Origin of the sequence: Eisenbergiella tayi (assembly GCF_001881565.1) — a bacterium.
Classification (GTDB): Bacteria; Bacillota; Clostridia; order Lachnospirales; family Lachnospiraceae; genus Eisenbergiella; species Eisenbergiella tayi.
The window spans coordinates 357839-378755 of the sequence record NZ_MPDJ01000002.1 but is presented as its reverse complement, the minus strand read 5'-3'; the positions used below and the strand labels follow the sequence as shown (position 1 = coordinate 378755).

General features: G+C 42.4%; 9 protein-coding genes. 8 read left to right on the top strand and 1 reads right to left on the bottom strand.

Translation table 11 applies throughout. From position 1 onward, the window contains the following. The first annotated feature begins 105 nt into the window (after positions 1-105). From BLA28_RS10190 to BLA28_RS10180, 3 genes are all read left to right on the top strand, one after another. The gene (locus BLA28_RS10190) at positions 106-2118 is read left to right on the top strand and encodes a beta-galactosidase (protein WP_069159352.1); all 2013 of its coding nucleotides are present in this window, start codon (positions 106-108) and stop codon (positions 2116-2118) included. Next, positions 2088-2390 carry a hypothetical protein gene (locus BLA28_RS10185; RefSeq protein ID WP_141702998.1) on the top strand — a complete coding sequence of 101 codons (303 nt, stop codon included), beginning with the start codon at positions 2088-2090 and terminating at the stop codon, positions 2388-2390. The genes BLA28_RS10190 and BLA28_RS10185 overlap by 31 nt, the downstream gene beginning before the upstream one ends. Positions 2391-2521: 131 nt before the next feature. Next, the gene (locus BLA28_RS10180) at positions 2522-3223 is read left to right on the top strand and encodes a DUF5680 domain-containing protein (RefSeq protein ID WP_069159351.1); all 702 of its coding nucleotides are present in this window, start codon (positions 2522-2524) and stop codon (positions 3221-3223) included. Positions 3224-3236: 13 nt separating this feature from the next. On the opposite strand, the gene gloA2 is transcribed toward BLA28_RS10180, so the two are convergent. Continuing rightward, complete coding sequence (gene gloA2, locus BLA28_RS10175) at positions 3237-3617, bottom strand: SMU1112c/YaeR family gloxylase I-like metalloprotein (RefSeq protein WP_069154104.1); 381 nt, start codon at positions 3615-3617, stop codon at positions 3237-3239. Between the two features lie 274 nt (positions 3618-3891). Between gloA2 and BLA28_RS10170 the strand changes: the two genes are divergently transcribed. From BLA28_RS10170 to BLA28_RS10150, 5 genes are all read left to right on the top strand, one after another. Next, the gene (locus tag BLA28_RS10170) at positions 3892-5142 is read left to right on the top strand and encodes an AfsR/SARP family transcriptional regulator (RefSeq protein WP_069159350.1); all 1251 of its coding nucleotides are present in this window, start codon (positions 3892-3894) and stop codon (positions 5140-5142) included. Between the two features lie 296 nt (positions 5143-5438). Beyond that, positions 5439-5639 (top strand): hypothetical protein, encoded by a 201-nt coding sequence (locus tag BLA28_RS10165; protein WP_009255651.1) that lies wholly within the window; start codon positions 5439-5441, stop codon positions 5637-5639. Continuing rightward, positions 5614-7761, top strand: coding sequence for an Ig-like domain-containing protein (locus BLA28_RS10160; protein ID WP_081365600.1), 2148 nt, complete (start codon positions 5614-5616; stop codon positions 7759-7761). Before BLA28_RS10165 ends, BLA28_RS10160 begins: the two co-directional genes overlap by 26 nt. Continuing rightward, positions 7737-13298, top strand: coding sequence for an InlB B-repeat-containing protein (locus BLA28_RS10155; protein WP_071699088.1), 5562 nt, complete (start codon positions 7737-7739; stop codon positions 13296-13298). Before BLA28_RS10160 ends, BLA28_RS10155 begins: the two co-directional genes overlap by 25 nt. Positions 13299-13802: 504 nt before the next feature. Next, the gene (locus BLA28_RS10150; protein WP_169897230.1) at positions 13803-20879 is read left to right on the top strand and encodes a Cna B-type domain-containing protein; all 7077 of its coding nucleotides are present in this window, start codon (positions 13803-13805) and stop codon (positions 20877-20879) included. The last annotated feature ends 38 nt before the right edge of the window (positions 20880-20917 follow it).

Below are 20917 nucleotides of genomic sequence, written 5' to 3'. Positions count from 1 at the left end.
ATTTCCCTTAAAAAAAACATGGACACCTGTCCACATAAATCCGTCTTGCGGATCCCGCCGAACCTTTATATGATAGAACTATCAGATAAAACAGGAGGATGAGCCATGGATCAATTGCTATACGGAGCAGCATATTACGATGAATACATGCCTTATGAAAGGCTGGACAAAGACATCAGTATGATGAAAAAGGCTGGAATCAACGTCATCAGGATCGCGGAATCCACATGGAGTACGGAAGAACCGGAGGAGGGTGTTTTCGATTTTTCCCATGTAACCAAAGTTCTGGATGCCTGTGAAAAAGAAGGCCTTTACGTTATTGTGGGAACCCCTACCTACGCCATACCGGCCTGGATGGCAAAAGCTTACCCGGAGGTCATGGTCACGGATCGAAGCGGCAGAAGGCCTTACGGTGCCAGGCAGATCATGGATATCACCCATCCTGCCTATCGATTCTTCGCGGAGCGGATCATACGCAGACTGATGGAGGCGGTTAAGGGATACCGCTGTGTCATCGGTTTTCAGCTGGATAACGAAACCAAGCATTTCGGTACCAGCAGTGAAAATGTACAGCAGATGTTTGTCAGATACATCCGTAAAAAATATGACGGAAACCTGGAACGCTTCAATCATGACTTCGGCCTTGCTTACTGGAGCAACCGCATCAATTCCTGGGAAGAATTCCCCAGCGTAACCGGTACGATTAACGGAAGCCTTGGCTGTGAGTTTGAAAAATTCCAGAGACAGCTTGTTACGGATTTCCTGAAAAGACAGGCGGAGATCGTAGGAGAATATAAAAGGGAAGACCAGTTTATCACTCATAATTTTGATTTTGAATGGAAAGGGTATTCCCATGGAGTACAGCCCGATGTGGATCATTTCAAAGCAGCCGAAGCGGTAACCATAGCCGGCTGTGATATTTACCATCCCACACAGGATTTGCTGACAGGTAAAGAAATTGCTTTCGGCGGCGACCTTATCCGTTCCCTGAAAAAAGATAACTATTTACTGATAGAAACAGAAGCCCAGGGCTTTCCCGAATGGACGCCCTATGAAGGCCAGCTGCGGCTGCAGGCTTTCAGCCATCTGGCCAGCGGTGCGGATTCCGTTATGTACTGGCACTGGCATTCCATTCACAACGCCTGCGAAACATACTGGAAAGGCCTTCTCAGCCATGACCTGGAAGAAAATGCAGTTTATCGTGAAGCCTGCTGCATTGGCCGGCAGTTCCGTGAACTCAGCCCCAGCCTGGTTCATCTGAAAAAAGAGAATAAAACAGCCATCATGGTAAGCAATGAAGCCCTTTCAGCCCTGAAATGGTTCCCCTTCCCGGCAGACGGCGGGAACACAGTCAATTATAATGACGTGGTAAGATGGATTTATGATGCTCTGTATGAAATGAACATCGAATGTGATTTTGTGAGTACAGATGAAAAGGAGCTGGATCGGTACGATATGCTGTTTGTGCCAGCCCTTTACTCCGCTCCGGAAGAATGCCTGCAGCGGATTAAGGATTATGCGGCCCGGGGCGGCTGTGTACTGGCTACCTTTAAAACAGCTTTTACCGATGAACATGTAAAGGTTTGGCCGGATGTCCAGCCTCATCTGCTGAAGGAATGCTTCGGTATTACCTATAACCAGTTCACAGCGCCTGTCAATGTGGGATTGATGGGGGATTCATACCAAATTTCGGAAGAAGAGAGAAAGGCCCGGCTGTTTATGGAGCTTCTGGAAAATGGGGACGCTCAGGTGATTTCCGGATATGACCATTATGCATGGAAAGCCTATGCGGCGGTCACCAGAAAAGAATTCGGCAAAGGCCTCTGTATTTATATGGGCTGTATGACCTCGCCTGCCTATCTGAAAGCTCTGCTTACAGAAATATGGCAGGAAAAAGGCTGGTGGACCTGGAAACAGGAAATTCATTTTCCCCTGATTATAAGAGAAGGCAGGAACTGCAGTGGAAACCGTGTTACTTATTACCTGAATTATTCAAGGGAACTTCAGGAATGCGGCAGCGGCCATAAAGGACGCGAATTGTTTTCCGGCAGGGAAGTGGATAAGGGGGAAAGACTGCAGGTTCAGCCATGGAATCTGCTGATCATGGAAGAAGGGTGATACAGATGGGATTGTTTAAGGAGCGTATTTTTTCGGGTTTTTCCCTGTCTAACTTTACCAGGGTGAGGGACGTCCTGGCCTCCAATCATATCTGGTATACGACGAAGGTCCGTGACCTTTCCGGCGGCACAGGCCTGGGAGCGTCCCGGGCAGTGACAGGAAGTTTTGGCATAAAGCCGGATTCCTCCAAAGAATATGAAGTACTGGTCAAAAAGAAGGACGCGGATAAAGCAAGACACCTCATCAGCAAAATTACCTTCGACAGGAATTAGATGAAAACGGAGCAGAAGAAAATGCGGACCGGCACGGAACCTGTGGTTGTCAGTCTGACAAGCCTCTGTTGGTGGCATATGGAAAAAAGTGCGGGTATAATAGTAAGAAAAACACCATACAGGAGGCTGCCATGACTGCAATCCATTTTTCTTTCAACCTGCAAAAATACCGTAAAGCCCATAACCTTTCCCAGGAGGATCTGGCTGAAAAGCTTCAGGTTTCCCGCCAGGCCGTGGCAAAATGGGAAAAGGGAGCAAACTATCCGGATATCCTCAATCTTACATTGCTTGCTGATATTTTTGGAGTAACAGTGGATGCCCTGATATATGGAAATGAATGTACGGAGACTGCAGGAACGCTCCCTGCTTTTCCGTTGTCCTCTCAAAAGCTGGCGGAATTTCTTCTCAGCGCTAAAAAGAACAGCTATGCAGGAAACGGTACGGAAGAAAAACAGCCCTGCCGGCCCCTTTCCCATGATTTCATTTATGAGGATGAAGATTTTCTATATCTGGATACCTATCTGGGAGGTACAGCCTTTTCAGGAGAAGAAGCGGTCTGGGAAAAGCAGCAGGATAAAAGAATACCGATCTGGTCAATGAATTATGCCGGACGTATTCTGGCGGACGGCTTTAACTCCCGGTTCTTAAAAGAGGCTCTTTCCCATGTGCAAAAAGAAGCCCCCTTCCGCGGGCCGGAGCTCTACCGGAAAGGGGAATATGTTTACCACTGTTCACAGCAGGGAAACATGCAGTGGTTTCAGGGAAGGGAAGAGATCTATTACAGAAACCAAAAGGTCTATGAATGTGAATTCCATGGCGGGGCGTTGGCATAGCCCCGCCATTCCCTTATTCATGCAGTTCCAGAGGAAGCCCGTCCGGATCCTTGAAAAAAGTCATCTTTTTCTGAGTGAACTCGTCAATTCGCACAGGTTCCGTTTCGATACCAAGCTCCTGAAGCTCCCGGATCGTATCTTCGATGCAGCCGACCCGGAAGGCCAGATGCCTTAAACCGCAGGCTTCAGGATAGCTGGGGCGTGCCGGGCTGCCCGGGATGGCAAAAAGCTCCAGTTCACAATCCCCCAGCTTTAAATCAAGCTTATAATCTCCCCGGTTTTCCCGGTAATTTTCCCTGATGATTTCAAAACCCAGCAAATCCACGTAGAAGTGCCGGGAAGCTTTATAATCAGAACATATCAATGCCACGTGATGTATGGTGTCAAATTTCATAAAACCCTCCTTATGTACAATCGTTATTTTTTATTATACTGCCGTTGACCATAAAAGTCAGCAGCAAAATGCCTGACCGGAGCGCAGAAAAGAGTTTTTATGTTTTATTTCAGAAAACGTTCATGAAATCAGATGGTTCAGGATTAGTTAAAAAGAATATTATTTTTATCATGGTGCTTTTCGTTGACAAAAAAGGATAATATTTTTATACTAAACTTATGATGGATGTAACTATTATGCTCAAGCAGCTTACAAATAGAAATGAAGAGGGATAATGGAAGACAAAAAAATTATTAATGTGAATATGTTAGGTGGTTTTAGTCTTTCCCAGGGGAAGGAACCCATTCCATTGGAATATGCTAATACGACGAAGATGATCCAGCTTTTGATCAGTGTGTTGGCTGCCGGGAATGCAGGTATTCCCAGAAAGCAGCTGATAGACAGGCTGTATGGGAATGATGTGCTGGAGGATCCGGCAGTGACTTTGCGGGTTAATGCTCATCGCCTGCGCAAATATCTTAAAAAAACAGAAGCTTTCAAGGATGCAGATTGTATCCGGATTAAGCTGGGCAATTATTTCTGGGATCGGAATGAGGTGCCGGTAGAACTGGATACGGAAGTTTTTGTAAATGCATATGAGCAGGCAGAAATGGAAACGGATGAGGAATCCAAACTTTCTTATCTCATGAAGGCCTGCCGTGTATATCAAGGTGATTTCCTGCCGGAGCTTGGCGGGGAAGAATGGGTGGCGATAGCCTGTGCGGATTACCAGAAAAAATATTTTGAATGTCTGAAGGAAGCGGAGATTATTCTGCTGAAGCAGGACAGGCATGAGGAACTTCTGGAATTGAGTGAGCAGGCCTGCCGTTATTATCCCTATGAGGAGTTTTATCTTCTTCAGATTGACTGTCTTATGTCATTGGGACGTTTCAAGGAAGCAATGGAAGTGTATGAAAAAGCAACTACCTTCTATTTTGAAGAACTGGGCCTTACTCCGTCGGAGGAAATGGTGGAAAGATTCCATGCCATGAGCGACAAGGTTCAGTATCATGCGGTGGTTATGACTGATATCAAACAGGGGCTTCAGGAAGAAAAATTCCAGTCCGGAGCTTATTTCTGCACCTATCCCGGTTTTACCGACTGCTATCATATAGTATGCCGAATGCTGGAACGTAACGGGCAGTCCGCCTATCTTATGCTGTGTACCATGGTAGATCGGGAAGGGCGCCCCCTTACCGATGAGGTAAAGCTGGAAAAATACATGGAAAAGCTGAAACTGGCCATAGGAACTTCCCTGAGGAAGGGTGATTTTTATACACGTTATGGAATGAATCAGTACCTGATGCTGCTAAATGGACTTCGTTTGGAAGACTGTGTGATCATTCAGCACAGGATTGACGGACGCTTCCTCAGCTTTGGCCTGAAGGCCCGTGCCGCTATAGAATACAAGGTGCAGCCCGCAGCTGAAGACAGCCTGCCGAAAGAGAATATAACTTTTACCAAGACGAATTCCCTTTGGGACTGATATGGAAATAAAATAAATAATAAGAAATATTGAGACAGAATGAACGCCTGGAATAATCCGGGCGTTTGTTCTGTCTTTTTTTTTGTGCAATAAAAAAAATTTGAAATTGTAACATTATTTCAAAAAATGTAACGGTTGGTGTTACGTGGTGATAGTTATACTCAAGTTAATGATGAGGGAGATATGAATTATAAAGTTAGACGTATCCGTTAATAATTTTAAATTTCCTCATGCAGTAACCCGGGACAGTATACTGAAACAATTTTTCAAACAGGAGCAGACAAGGAGGCGAAGCAGTGCGGGATGAGCAGGATAGTAAAAATCTGGTAGGACACAAAGCTTCCTTTATTGTCCGGGTAACCAGCAGACAGAATGCCACATGGCAGGGCTCCATATCCTGGACGGAGAGGGGAGTTACAAAGCATTTCCGGAGCGCCTTGGAATTGATAAAGCTTATCGACAGCGCTTTGGATGAAGAAGAAGGTAAAAGCAGTTAGGAAATTCAGGGGTTTTAGTTCAGAGTTGTTTAAAAAGAGAGGAGAAAGAAGAATGAAAAAGGCAAAGTCATTACAAAGATTTTGGGCGTTCTTGCTTGTTTTTGTTCTGGTTGCCACTACGTTGGGACATGACAGTATGACTGTTAATGCCGCGGAAGTACAATCGGTAACGGAAGAAGCGGGTGAACCGGAATCAAACACAATTGAGGATAAGACAGGAGAAGAGACACCTGCACCTTCATCAGATTCTTTGGAAAATGAGGAAAAGTCGGAAGTCCCGGAAGGAACGCAGACTACTGACGAGGGAACTGTGGATCCGTCAGAAGATTCTACAGATACCAGCATAGAAAGTTCTACAGATACCAGCATAGAAAGTACAGAGACTGAGAGTAAAACCACTACTGTATCTGACGAAGATAAGCTGGAAACGGAAGAGTCCGTGACAGATACGGAGGAAATCACAGAAAACAATAAAGTGACTTATGCAGTCAACTTCAATATATCCGGAGAAGCTACAGTCAAGGTAGACGGAGAAGCCGTTACCAATGCTGAAGTGGAAAAAGGAAAAGACTTACAGTTTTCAGTAGAAGCTGATGAGTCTAAGGGATATCACATTAAGGAAGTGAAGGCGGACGGCAATGTCCTTACAGAAACAGATGGTGTATATACATTAAATAATATTGAAGAGAATGTTACTGTAGATATTATTGCAGAGCCGGCAGCAGCCAATGTTGCATTATATGCATCTACGCGCAATGGAAAAGTAACAATTAATCCGGTAGAGGGAGATGTTTATGCCGGTACTGATTTAACTCTTACATATAGTAGAACAAATATAGATGAAGAGGATGTAGACTCTGAATCTTGGGAGATTGTAAACGGAAGCGAATTTGCTACAATTGACAGCAGTACGGGAGTACTTCATACAAAGGCTGCTGGGATAGTGAATGTAAAAGTTAGTGTTGAATATACCTATGGGAGATTTATAGTAAGCCATGCCACGAAGACAGACAGTATTGAAATCCAAATTAAAAATAAACCAGTAGAAGTTACCGGAATATCAATTACAAATCCTGAAATTGGCGAATTGACAGTTGGTGATTCATATACCTTTAAATATACTATCAGTCCTGAAAACGCATCTAATCAATCTGTAATCTGGAGTTCTTCAAATGAAGAGGTTGCAACTGTTGATGAAGATGGCAAGGTTGATGCTTTGGCAGCAGGGAATACAACAGTCACTGTGAAAACAGTGGACGGTGATTTTACAGATTCCGTGGATGTAAAAGTTAATGCTCCTTCTGTATCTGTTGAAAGCCTAAAAATAGAAGGTCCTGATATTGTTAATATAGGAAAGACCATTACATTAAAAGCAGTATTTGAGCCGAATGATGCTGAGGCAAAAGAGATTATTTGGTCTAGTGATAATAACAATATAGCAACCGTGGACGAGGGCGGTATCGTTACTGGAGTTGCAGAAGGTACGGTAAATATAACAGTTAAGGTGGATGGATATGAGGCACATAAGGATATAATGGTTTTAGATCCTTCTTCCGTTAAACCTATACACACTCTTACAATTAATTATGTATACAGTGAAAATGCAGGAATGATGGCTGGACGTAAAGCTGCAGATACTTATTATGTAGATGTAAGAGAAGGAAGTGCGTATAAAAGAACATCTCCTGTGATAGAGGGATACCAAGCTGATTTGACAGTTGTACAAGGTACAATGTCGGATAAAGACCTGACTGTTAATGTAAATTATAATCCTACAGAAACTACATATACAGTGCAACACAAATTTCAGAAATTAGATGGGGATTTTGAAATTGAAAATGAAATAAAGCAAGGGATGTATGGAACAGAAACTGATGCACAGGCCAAAAATGTAAAAGGGTTTGAAGCAGGGGTTGTTGAAAATACTTCAATTGGTAAAAATACGGTTATAGTTATTGAGTATACGAGATTGAATTATACAGTCCGCTTCGATTCGGCAGGAGGCAGCTATGTGACAGCAATTGAAGCTCCTTTTGAAACCCAGATTTCCTTAAGCATGGAACAAACACCAACAAAGGATGGATATCTTTTTGATGGATGGATAATAAAGGAAATAAGGTAACGAACTTCTCATTAATAGAAAATATGCTTGTTACAGCATCTTGGAAGATTGATACGAGTGCAACTGCCAATTACAAGATTATGTATTGGATACAGAAACCGACTGGAAATAATTATGATTTTCTTTATAGCCAAACCAAAAATGGAAATGTGGGAAGAGTAGTAAATTCATCTGATATTCCAGATATAAGTTCATCAGAATTGTCAAAAATCAAACTGGATAAGACTGGATTTACGTATTCTGAAATGGATACAGGGAAAACAATTGAAGTGGATGGTTCTACGGTAGTTAATGTATATTATAATAGAAAAACATTTACTTTAAAATTTTTTGAAGATGCTAAAGATCGAAATCCGCTTTATACTATTACAGAACTTTATGGGGCATGGATTAATGATAAGTGGCCTCGTGAAAGTTTATGGAAAAATTTTTATGGTGGAGATGGTAAGTATTATGCGGGCATGCAGGTTATGCCTGCACAGGAAATGAGTTTTGAAAAAAGTTCAACAGGAAGAAATAAATTTAATATTCACTATATGGTGGAACCTGTATCAGGCAGTTCCTATTTAGAGCATCATTTGGATTCTTTTACATCTAGTCAAAGTTATTGGGAATTAACAGAGCAGGATAGATATCCGATTACTGGATTTACATTTAATCCTAATGATAGTAGAAATGTTCCTCGGAAGGTAGGAGGAAGTTTGTCAACAAATAATTACTTGTATTATACAAGGAATTCTTATACGATTGAGTTTTCTGCAAATGGTGGCAGTAATGCACCTGGTTCCAAGACCTATAAATATGAAGCTGCTATTACAGCTCCCAATGGGACTCCTGTACGAGAGGGATATGATTTTACCGGATGGTACTATGATCCGGGAGCAAAGAGTAGTGTGCAGTGGGGAAGAGATATCATGCCTGCAAATAATATGACAGTATATGCAGGATGGAAAGTAAAAACATATTCGGTTATTTTTGATGAGAATTATAAAGAGGGAAACAAAGTAACCGTAAAGGTTGAGTACAGAAATACTGTTGATGAACCTGAAAGTCCAGTGAGAGAGGGATATAATTTCCTGGGATGGTATACACAAGCTGATGGTGGTACAAAGTATGACTTTGGTTCGCCGGTAAAAGATGGTTTTACGCTGTACGCTCATTGGTCTCCTAAAAATTATACATCTTATGTAGTGAATTATTTGGAACAGGGGACGGATACGATATTAAACGAGCAAAAGTTAGTATCAAATCAAAGGATTGGTAAGACAGTAACAGAATGGGCCATTGATTTGGAAGAAAAAGGATATGTTCCAGTAGAAGCAAGTCAATCATTGGTACTTTCCCAAAGTGGAAACATCATAACATTCTATTATACAAATGCTGTTGAACGTAAATATACAGTTACGGGTATTGACAAAGATACAAAAGAAGTTATTTACGGTCCTACTAATCATACTACTAAAAAAGCAGCCATTTGGGTTTCCGCTCCGGAGATTGGAGGTTATACATTAGCGGAGGGACAGAACCCTAGTGTCTATAAGGAAATATATATAGATTCTACTAAAAATAATATAGTTTTCGAATATGAAAAGCAGAAAGTAACTTATCAGGTTCACTACTATTTAGGCGATATATTCCAGTCTGCCTGGACAGAAAGTGACACAGTTGTCAATGGAATGGAAATAACTTCTGTCATTGATAAATGTCCGAATGGTTATCATGAGGATAAAATAGTACCTGAACTTCCTACAAAAATAACCTCCAATAATAAACTGATCGAAGTATATTATGTGGAAAATGAAAAAGTTACAATTAATTATGAAGCAAAGACTGGCGGAAGTGTCTCACGGCCATATGAAACTTTACTGCCTGTTACCGAAACCGCACAGGGATCTTTGGCAACGGCCTCTGCCGGATATCATTTTGAGAAATGGATAGATGAAAAAGAGAATACGGTAAGTACCCAATTGAATTTTGTGCCTCAAAAGGTAGACGGGGTTAACGTAGCTGCGACATATTATGCAGTTTTTGCAGAAAATGAAAATATTACAATTAAATATCAGGCAACTGAAGGCGGAAGCGTCTCACGGACAAGTGAAAGTTTAGCACCTGCAACCGGAACTTCGCAAGGATCAATAGCAACGGCCTCTGCCGGATATCATTTTGTAGACTGGACAGATAAAGATGGCAATACTGTAAGTACCACGCTTAAATTTGTACCTCAAAAGGTAAATGGGGTTAATGTTCCTGCAACTTATACGGCAAACTTCGTAGAAAATGATGATATAACAATCAATTATGTTGCACTTACAGGCGGAAGTGTATCACTCGGGTCAGAAACAATAGCTCCTGTCAACGGAACAGCACAAGGCTCAACAGCGATAGCTGCCAATGGATATACCTTTGAAAAATGGACAAATGAAAAGGGTGATATAGTAGGTACAAATGCATCATTTACTCCTGAAAAAGTAGACGGATTAAATGTTGCGGCAACTTATGAGGCACACTTCAAACAAAATGCAGATATTACTATTACTTATGTTGCTGATGGAGAAGGAACAGTAGAACCTGGAAGTGAAGGCCTGGCACCTGCAACAGGAGTAGCCAAGGGGTCTCTTGCAACACCGAACTATGGTTATAAGCTGGAAAACTGGACCAACAGCAAAGGTGAAGAGGTAGGTAAAGACCTTCAATTCATACCGGAGAAAGTTAATGGCCTGAATGTAGCGGAAACCTATACTGCACATTTTGTAAAAGATACAACTATAACCAAAACAATATCCTATAGTGTAGAGTATTGGCTTGAGGGAGAAAGCACAGCCAGAGATTCATATAAGGTAAGCCAGGACGTATGGGTTTATGATGATGATACTCTGAATGTGGAGGACATTGAACAAAAGGAATATCCCGGATACAGTTATAGTAAAGTGGAACATGTAAGGGCAAGCAAAGGCCTGCTTGATATGTTAAAGGCACTGATACCTTCAAAAGATTTACCTGAAACAGTGGGAAATGGTGATGTACTGAAGGTACTTTATACAGAAAATAGTGTCACAATCAATTATACGGCTGATGATAATGGAAGTGTTACCAATAGCAGTGAAACAATAAAAACGGTTAGCGGTAAGGCGGCAGGTTCCACGGCTGAGGCAGCGAAGGGTTATCATTTTGTAAACTGGAAAAACGCAGGAGGTACTGTAGTTAGTTCGGAAGCCGAATTTGTTCCTAAAAAAGTAAACGGTTTAAATGTAGCAGATACTTATACAGCATATTTTGAGGAAAATAATAAGATAACAATCAATTATATTGCCAATGAAGGCGGTGTGGTAAGTAAGGGAAGTGAGACACTGTCTCCTGCAACCGGAACGGCAGAGGGTTCGAAGGCAACGGCGTCACCTGGATATAGGTTTGTGAACTGGACCGATTCAGAGGGCAACGAAGTGGGGACGGCACCTGAATTTATACCTGAAAAAGTGGATGGAGCTTATGAAGGCGCAACCTATTATGCAAATTTTAATGAGAATGAAGCAGTAACAATTAATTATGAAGCGCGTACCGGAGGAAGTGTAGACAAGAGATCAGAAAATCTTCTCCCTGCAACAGGTACAGCAACAGGTTCCACGGCGACAGCGGCAGCCGGATATACCTTCGTAAACTGGACAGATGAGAATGATAAGGAAGTAAGTACAAATGCAACCTTTGTACCAGCTAAGGTAGACGGACTGAATGTGGCGGCAACCTATTATGCAAACTTCAAAGAGAACAAAGAAGTAACAATTAAATATGTGGCGCGTATCGGAGGAAAGGTAATTCCTACAGAAGAAACGCTGGCACCTGCATCAGGTGTAGCAAAAGGATCGACAGCGACAGCAGCCGCCGGATATACCTTTAAAAACTGGACGGATCAGTATAATAATGAAATAAGTACAAATCCAGTCTTTGTACCGGCTAAGGTAAACGGACTGAATGTAGCAGCAACGTATTATGCTAACTTCGAAGAGAACAAAGAAGTAACAATTAAATATGTGGCGCGTGTCGGAGGTAAGGTAATTCCTACAGAAGAAACGCTGGCACCTGCATCAGGTGTAGCAGAAGGATCGACAGCGACAGCAGTCGCCGGATATACTTTTGTAAACTGGACAGATGAGAATGATAAGGAAGTAGGTACAGATGCAACCTTTGTACCAGCTAAGGTAGACGGACTGAATGTAGCAGCGACCTATTATGCGAACTTCGTAGAGAATGCAGAAGTAACAATCAATTATGTAGCACGTATTGGAGGAGACGTAAATCCTACAGACGAGACAATTGCACCGGCAACGGGAATTGCTGAAGGTTCGACAGCGACAGCAGCAGCTGGATATACCTTTAAAAACTGGACAGATGCGGATGATAATGTGTTAGGTACAGATGTATCCTTCACACCTGTCAAAGTAGGCGGACTGAATGTAGCGGCAACCTATTATGCAAACTTTGAGGAAAATGAAAATATTTCAATAATTTATCTTGCTGATGGAAATGGCGTCGTGGATCCTGACAACGAAAGTCTTGCACCTGCTACAGGTATTGCAGAAGGTTCCACAGCTAAACCGGACTATGGTTATAAACTGACAAATTGGACTAACAGCAAGGGAGATATTGTAAGTGAAGAACTTCATTTTATACCCGAGAAGGTAGATAATCTGAATGTAGCTGATACCTATACAGCACACTTTGAGGAAGACATGACTATAACAAAGACTATTTCCTATGGAGTGGAGTATTGGGTAGAAGGAGAAACAGATGCGAGAGATACATATGAGGTAAGTAAGGATGTTTGGGTAAACGATCCGGATACCTTGGATGTAGAGGACATTGAGCAGAAAGAATATCCCGGATACAGCTATGACAGAGTGGAACTGGTGAAGGCAGAACGAAGAGTTTTGGATATGCTGAAGTCTCTGATACCATCAGAGGATATTCCTGAAAAAGTAGAAAATGGTGATGTGCTCAAGGTAATATATACTGAAAATGAAATCACTATTAATTATGTAGCTGATGGAAGTGGAAGTGTCAGCAGAACTGATGAAACATTGCTGGCAGTGAAGGGAGAAGCACAGGGCTCTGCGGCTACGGCAGTAACAGGTTATCATTTTGTAAACTGGACCAATAATAATGGTGATATAGTAAGTACAGATGCAACTTACGTACCTGCAAAAGTGAATGGCTTAAATGTGGCAGCAACTTATACCGCACACTTTGCGGTAGATACTGTTACACCTGGCCCCGAACCTGAACCCGGCCCCGGACCGACACCCGACCCGACACCTGGCACACCTACAGCAACAACAGCCGTACTGGGAGAAGCATTAGCCCCTGTACAGCCTGAAGTAGGAGTCCTCGGAGAAGCGTTACCTCCTGAAGTAGGAGTTCTCGGCGAAAGCAAGGGACCCGGAACCGGAGATACCGCACCGATAGCCGGATGGTCATTCCTTATAATGGGAGCCATTCTGACATTGGGAATTACAGCAAAGAAACGTAAAAAAGAAGAGAAATAAGTCCATACATAAAAAGGCCGTTCGGAGAAATCCGGGCGGTCTTTTTATGTGCGCATTTTTAGCAGCCGAATCTTTGCATATGTCAAACGGCTTACTGCCGTTACGGGATTGACGTTTGGTATATGCGAAAGCGGAGGGGAAAGCTGCTGTCATCTATAAATTTTACTTAAAAAGGGAAAATAGTATCCTTAATTTAGGTTTGTAACACTTGATGTAACACCCTGATCATTATACTTGAGTTATTAATGGGGGAGATTTGATTTATGAATTCGATATTAACAGGCTGGATTCATGTTTCCGCAGAGGTTCTCCCGTAACAGCAGGCTGAAACCCAATATGCAGATATGAGAAGACAAGGAGGCAGAAAAGAGCGGGAAGAACAGAATATAAACATACAGAGCAGGCATAAAGCTTCATTCATTGTCCGCAGGTCAGATGGTGAAGAAGGAAAAGATGGTGAGGACAATTTTAACAAGCATTGTAAAAAAGAGAGGGGAAAGTGGAATGAAAAGGGCAAAGTCATTACAAAGATTCTGGGCATTTTTGCTGGTTTTTGTTCTGGTTGCTACTACGTTAGGAAATGACAGCGTGACTGTTAATGCCGCGGAAGTAGAATCAGCGACCGAAGTGTCGAGTGCTTCGGCATCCGATGCAAATGAAAAAAAGACAGTGGAAGAGACCTCTGCAGCTTCATCCGACAGTGATGAAAAGGCAGAAGTCCCGGAAGGAACGCAGAAATCTGAAGAGGGAAAGGCGGATAAGCCGGAAACAGCCTCCGAAGATAATGAGGAAAGTACAAAAAGCGGTACAGAGAGTGAACCCGCCGCTGTGACTTCCGAAGAGGGGACAGAAACAGAAGAGATTGAAACAGAGACAGTTACTGAGACTTCAACGGAAGTGACTTCTGAAGAGGAGGAAAAAGATTCCTTTACGGTTTCCTTTGAGGTTGGTGACGGGGCTGTCGTCAAGGTGAATGGAGAAAGTGTTTCTTTCGCAGAAGATATCGAAGCTGGTACAAATGTAGAATTTCATGTGGAGGCTTCCGATGGTTACCGGATAAAGAAAGTAACGGCGGATGGCAGTGAGCTGGGGACTTCAGCCGGTACGTATCAGCTGGAAAATGTTCAGGATGATATGACAGTTTCTGTCAGTACCGAGCGGAATAAGCTGCGCATGCTTATGCGTGATATCCTTCTTGCAAACACAGAGGAAACCGTGAAAGTAAGAGTATCCGGAGCGGATGGAAATAATGGGACAGTCAATATTCCGGTAGGGGAAATTAAAGAGCATGCTCCTGTTTTTGACGGATATTCTTTTGTTGAAGCAAGAGTAGATGATGATGTTATCCAGTTTGCAGGGGTTTATGAGAATTATGTTTATTACAGTGCGGGAGAAACGGATGCGGGGACGATTTTAGAGGATAATAAAGAGATTGTATTGTACTATGAATCGGATTCGCTGAAGGTAGAAGTGACTTATACAACCCAGGTGGGAAATGCACAGAGCGCGGCCGGCGGAACAGTAACGGGGCCGGTGAGTGTGAAAAGGAACAGTGCGCTGACTTTCCGGGTTGAAGTTAACCGTGGTTATGAGATTGACAATGTGAAAATAAATGGCGGTATGCCATTAACAGGAACCAAAGTCGCTGATAATAAATGGGATTATACGATACAGAATGTTACGAAAACGCAGAATGTTATAGTAACGTTTAAGAAAATAACTAGTTATAAGCTGACTTATAATAATAGTAAAATAATGCAGGGTAATATTACATCTCCGGGAAATAATTCAACTTTTACCGGTGAAAAGCCATTAGTCCTGACGTTGGTAAGCGACAGCGGGCATCAGGATGGTGAAGGAACCTGGACGGATTGGCTCTTGAATAACCTGCAGGTCAATGGCGTATTTATTAATGTGCCTTCTTCGTATGAGACGAACGCAGAAGCAACAACAATTTTACCCAGCGGTACCAAGGTGAATGTAAAACTGACCAAAATTGATTCGGAAAGAATTAGTACCGGCAGCGGGAGAAGTCAAAATTTTAATAAATATACCTATACAATTACAATCAGCGATGTGTATGAAGATATAGATATAAGCAGCGGTAATTTTAAAAGCAATAAAAGACCGGAAATCATTATCAAGCAGTTAGAGGGAATAAAGGGCGACCGGCTTTATGGCCTGGATGCCAATGGAAACCTGTTTAAAAACGGTACTATAAATGATGTTTATAAGGCTGCCAACAGCGGCGGAAATGAGTTTTACTTTAATGTTAAGCCGGGATATGACGGAAAAGATATAAAATTAAGCGGAACCGGCATGGACGGGATTGAGATTAAAGAAGGTTCTTATACGAAAGATAATAAAACGTATAAGTATATGTTTAAGGTAAATTGGTCATCAGAAACAAATAAACAGATATTTTTGAGCGCAGAGAAAGCAAAATATACGGTTAGGTATGATTTAAACGGCGGAACCGGTGAAATTGCAGATGATGATACTTACACAGCATTTGAAGGTGAAAATAATATTGTTGCTGTAACATATAAAGTGCCGACACTGGACGGGAAGATTTTTGATCATTGGGAATTAGCAGGTGATAACAGTGGTGTTTACAGGCAGTATTCTCGTTTTACAATAAATGCTTCTACGGTAAGATATGCAAATAATAAGAATGAGTTTGTATTCAAAGCTGTCTGGGCAGACATAGGAAAAAGCAGCTATGCCAATGTAAAGATAAATTACCTCCTCGAAAAGGAAGAAGGCGGCTACATAGTAGATTATTCATATTCAGTAAGCGCGCTTGCAGAAAAGGCGGCAATTAAACTGTGCACAGATAAGGACAGATATCCTGACTATTTATATAACGACCAACGTTCAAACGTTGTTGGTTTTGCATCGAATAATGATAACGATAAGATAGATATCAATTATTATTTTGATTTGAAAAGAATTGATATAAACGGCAGAAAGACCTGGAATGTGCCGAAAGGAACGACAGACTATCCCACGGTTACGATCAACCTGTATCGGGATGGAAAGTTATACCGGACTACAACGATTACAAACGGAGGAACTTCTTATAACTTTGCCAATCTGCCTCAAAACAGGCCTGGCGGAGGTCAGTATATATATACGGTAGAGGAAGTAGTACCTGACGGATATGTATCGTCTGTAGATGAGAAGAATAAATTTAATATCACAAATACCTATACGGGGAAAAATCCCGGTGATGCTCCTGTAGATGTAGAGGTGACCAAGCTATGGGTTGACGATGATAATGCGGTAGGCCTCCGGCCGGATAGTATTACCGTCAACTTAACAGCTAATGGCAAGGCTACCAATAATAACGCTGTATTAACCAAAGATAATGACTGGATGTATACTTTTAAAGATGTAAACAAGTATGATACATCGGGCAAGGAAATCTCCTATACAGTAAAAGAAACGAATGTGCCGGAGAATTACGAAAGTTCCCAGGATGGAAATATTATTACTAATACGTTAGTCGGAAAAGGGAATATTACGATTCCTGTTGCCAAGAAATGGGCGGATGCAGATAATCAGGATGGAATCAGGCCTGAAAGTGTAACAGTGGAACTGCTTAAGAATGGAAATCCCTATATTCCGGCAAAAACAATAACGCTTAATTCAGGGAATAACTGGAACGGACGTTTTCCTGATCTGCCGGAGTATGAAAATGGAAAACGTATTGAATATTCGGTGAAAGAGGAAGACGTAGAAGGATATTCCACAAAATATGCTTTTGTGAATGACGGCTTCATACTGACTAATACTCATACGCCTGATGAAATTACAATTGAAGGCGGGAAAACCTGGTTAGATAATAATAATGCATATGGCACCAGGCCGGATAGTATCACAATTATTCTTCAGGGCTCTGATGGGAATGTTTATTCTAAAGAAGTAACTGCCGAAGATGGATGGTCATGGACATTTTCAGGACTGCCTAAAAATAAAGACGGCGCGGAAATTGAATATAAAATTAAAGAAGCAGAAGCAGAGGGATATCGTTCAAGAACAGAAAATTATGATGTGATAAATACACTTACAGGGACGACCGGACTTAGCGGAACCAAGACCTGGGTGGATTACAGCAATGCCGGAGGAACAAGACCTCAGACACTGACTCTGCATTTGTTTGCGGATGGAAAGGAATTGACTGACGCCGTACCTGTCTGGAGCAATACGGATGGGAATGTGTGGAGCTATAGCTACAATGATCTGCAGAAATATACGGATGAAGGGGTGCTCATAAACTATTCCGTAGTGGAGGAAAAGCTTCCGGATTATTCACAGACTGGAAAAGATGGGAATAACTTCGTAAACACCGTAAAGGATGATGAGAGAACCCGGACATCGGTAGAAGGAACCAAGACATGGGAAGATTACAGCAATGCGGAAAAAACCAGGCCAACGGCAAAAGAATTTAATTTAATCCTTCTTGCAGATGGTTCGCCCGTTGACAAAGCGCCTGTCTGGAGCAATACTAACGGGAATAAATGGAATTACCGTTATGATAATCTGCCGATATATACATCCGATGGACAGGAGATCAAATATACGGTAACAGAAACCATACCGGATGGATATGTAAGAACCGATTCCCGGGACAGCAGAGATTTGGTTAATAAGCTGACTGATGATTCAAGGACGCTTACCACGGTAAACGGGACAAAGGTTTGGGAGGATTACAGCAATGTAACGAAGAGCAGGCCGGATGATTTGATCCTGAACCTGTATGCGGATGGTGAAAAGCTGGAAAATATAACTCCGGACTGGACAAAAGACGGAAATGTATGGAGCTATAGTTATACCGGTCTGAAGAAATATTCGGATGAAGGAAAAGTGATCCTGTATGAAGTGGAAGAGGAAGTTCCGTCGAATTATACCCAGACTGTGAATGAAGGGGGAATGTTTGTAAATACGTTGATAGACGGAGAGAAAACCTGGACTGAGGTAAGCGGGACAAAGACCTGGGTGGATTACAGCAATGCAGGAATTACAAGACCTGAGAATCTGGAACTGCATTTGTATGCCAATGATACAGAAGTAATGGATGCAGTCCCTGTTTGGACGAAGGAAGGGAATGTATGGAGCTACAGCTATAGCAGGCTGAAGAAGTATACGGAAAACGGAAGCGAGATAGTTTATCGTGTTGAGGAAACGGTGCCTGAAAATTATACGCAGACGAAGAATGCTGAAAATTCGTTTGAAAATACGGTAAAGGAAGGAACTGCGACGCAGACCACGGTAAGCGGAACCAAAACCTGGGTGGATTACAGCAATGCCGGAGGGACAAGGCCTGAAAATCTGGAACTGCATTTATATGCGGATGATATGGAAGTAATGGATGCAACCCCCGTTTGGACGAAAGAGGGGAATGTATGGAGTTACAGCTATACCGGACTGAAGAAGTTCACGGAGGATGGAAAGCCGATAACCTATCGTGTTGAGGAAACGGTGCCTGAAAATTATACACAGACGAAGAAGGTTGAAAATTCGTTTGAAAATAAAGTAAAGGATGGAGCTGCGACACAGATTACGGTAAAAGGAACCAAAACCTGGGTGGATTACAGCAATGCCGGAAAGACAAGGCCTGAGAATCTGGAGCTGCATTTATATGCGGATGATATGGAAGTAATGGATGCAGCCCCCGTTTGGACAAAAGAGGGGAATGTATGGAGTTACAGCTATACCGGACTGAAGAAGTTCACAGAGGATGGAAAGCCGATAACTTATCGTGTCGAGGAAACGGTGCCTGAAAACTATACACAGACGAAGAATGTGGAAAATTCGTTTGAAAATAAGGTAAAGGATGGAATTGCAACACAGACCACGGTAAGCGGAACCAAAACCTGGGTGGATTACAGCAATGCCGGAGGAACAAGGCCTCAGACGCTGACACTGCATTTGTTTGCGGATGGAACGGAAATAGTTGATGCCGTACCTGTCTGGAGCAATACAGACGGGAATGTATGGAATTATCGTTACAATGATCTGCAGAAATATACGGATGACGGGGTACTCATAGTTTATACAGTAGAGGAGGAAAAACTCCAGGATTATTCACAGACTGGTAAGGCTGATAATAATTTCGAAAATACGGTAAATGACGATGAGAGAACTCTGAAATCAGTCGAAGGAACCAAGACATGGGAAGATTACAGTAATGTCGAAGGAACCAGGCCATCGGCAGAGGAATTCAGCTTAATACTTCTTGCGGACGGAACACCTGTAGAGAAAACCCCTGTCTGGAGCAATACGGACGGAAATAAATGGAATTATCGTTTTACTGATTTACCTATATATACTTCAGAAGGAAAAGAGATTGTATATACGGTAATGGAAAGCGTACCGGATGGATATGTAAGGACAGATTCCGGAGAAAGCAATGATCTGGTTAATAAGCTGATTGATGATGCAAAGACGCTCACGACGGTAAATGGAACAAAGATCTGGGTAGATTACAGCAATGCAGGAAATACCAGGCCGGATGATTTGGTTCTTAATCTGTATGCGGATGGCGCAAAGCAGGAAAATATAACCCCTGTATGGGAAAAAGACGGAAATGTCTGGAGTTATAGTTTTGAAAAGTTGAAAAGGTATACGGATGACGGAAAGGAAATAGCCTATACAGTGGAGGAAGTGATTACGGAAGGTTATGAACAGGAAGTCAGCCAGGACGGACGGATTTTTACCAACACAGTGATTGAATCTGATTTAACACAGATCACCGTACAGGGAACCAAGACATGGCTTGATTATGACGGAGGTGAATTGCCGGAGAGTATTACCATAAGGCTTTTGGCTGATTCGGAAGAAATGGATCAGGCTGTCATTGATGAAAGTACGGGATGGTCGTTTGAATTTAAGGATCTTCCCCGGTTTATGGAAAATGGAACTCCCATTATTTATGAGGTTGAGGAAGACAGTATTAATGGCTATGAAAGTCATATTGATGGGGATGCGGAAAATGGATTTGAAGTGGTGAACAGATATACCGGTAAGAATCCTGAAGAAGATCCTGTGAATATTTTAGTTACAAAGATTTGGGAGGATGCAGATAACCAGGATAATATTCGTCCGGGAAGTATATTGGTCAGTTTACTCGCAGATGGTAAAGCTGTAACAGAGGCAACGATAACAGCTGAAAATTTGTGGACATATGAATTTACTGATTTGGAGAAATATAATACTGCCGGAAAGGAGATCGAATATTCGGTTAACGAAGCGGATGTAGTTGGTTACAGTACTGTTATTGATGGCTTTACGATTACCAACAGCCATACACCGGCGGCAGCACCAATACCGGATGAGCCTGCAGGAGGTGAACCTGCTGCGGCGGCAACAGCAGTACTGGGAGAAGCATTTGCCCCTGTACAGCCTGAAGTAGGAGTCCTTGGAGAAGCGCTGCCTCCTGAAGTAGGGGTTCTCGGTGAAAGCAAGGGATCCGGAACCGGAGACAGCTCACCGATAGCAGGATGGTCATTCCTTATAATGGGAGCCATTCTGACATTGGGAATTACTGCAAAGAAACGTAAAAAAGAAGAGGAATAATTCCTTAGTCAAAAAGATCGTCCGGAGAAATCCGGGCG

Excerpts from the sequence above, each read along its gene's own strand:
- BLA28_RS10190 (WP_069159352.1), top strand. The coding sequence starts at position 106 with ATGGATCAATTGCTATACGGAGCAGCATATTACGATGAATACATGCCT.
- BLA28_RS10170 (WP_069159350.1), top strand. The coding sequence starts at position 3,892 with ATGGAAGACAAAAAAATTATTAATGTGAATATGTTAGGTGGTTTTAGT.
- gloA2 (WP_069154104.1), bottom strand. The coding sequence starts at position 3,617 with ATGAAATTTGACACCATACATCACGTGGCATTGATATGTTCTGATTAT.
- BLA28_RS10180 (WP_069159351.1), top strand. The coding sequence starts at position 2,522 with ATGACTGCAATCCATTTTTCTTTCAACCTGCAAAAATACCGTAAAGCC.
- BLA28_RS10150 (WP_169897230.1), top strand. The coding sequence starts at position 13,803 with ATGAAAAGGGCAAAGTCATTACAAAGATTCTGGGCATTTTTGCTGGTT.
- BLA28_RS10185 (WP_141702998.1), top strand. The coding sequence starts at position 2,088 with ATGGAATCTGCTGATCATGGAAGAAGGGTGATACAGATGGGATTGTTT.
- BLA28_RS10155 (WP_071699088.1), top strand. The coding sequence starts at position 7,737 with ATGGATAATAAAGGAAATAAGGTAACGAACTTCTCATTAATAGAAAAT.
- BLA28_RS10160 (WP_081365600.1), top strand. The coding sequence starts at position 5,614 with ATGAAGAAGAAGGTAAAAGCAGTTAGGAAATTCAGGGGTTTTAGTTCA.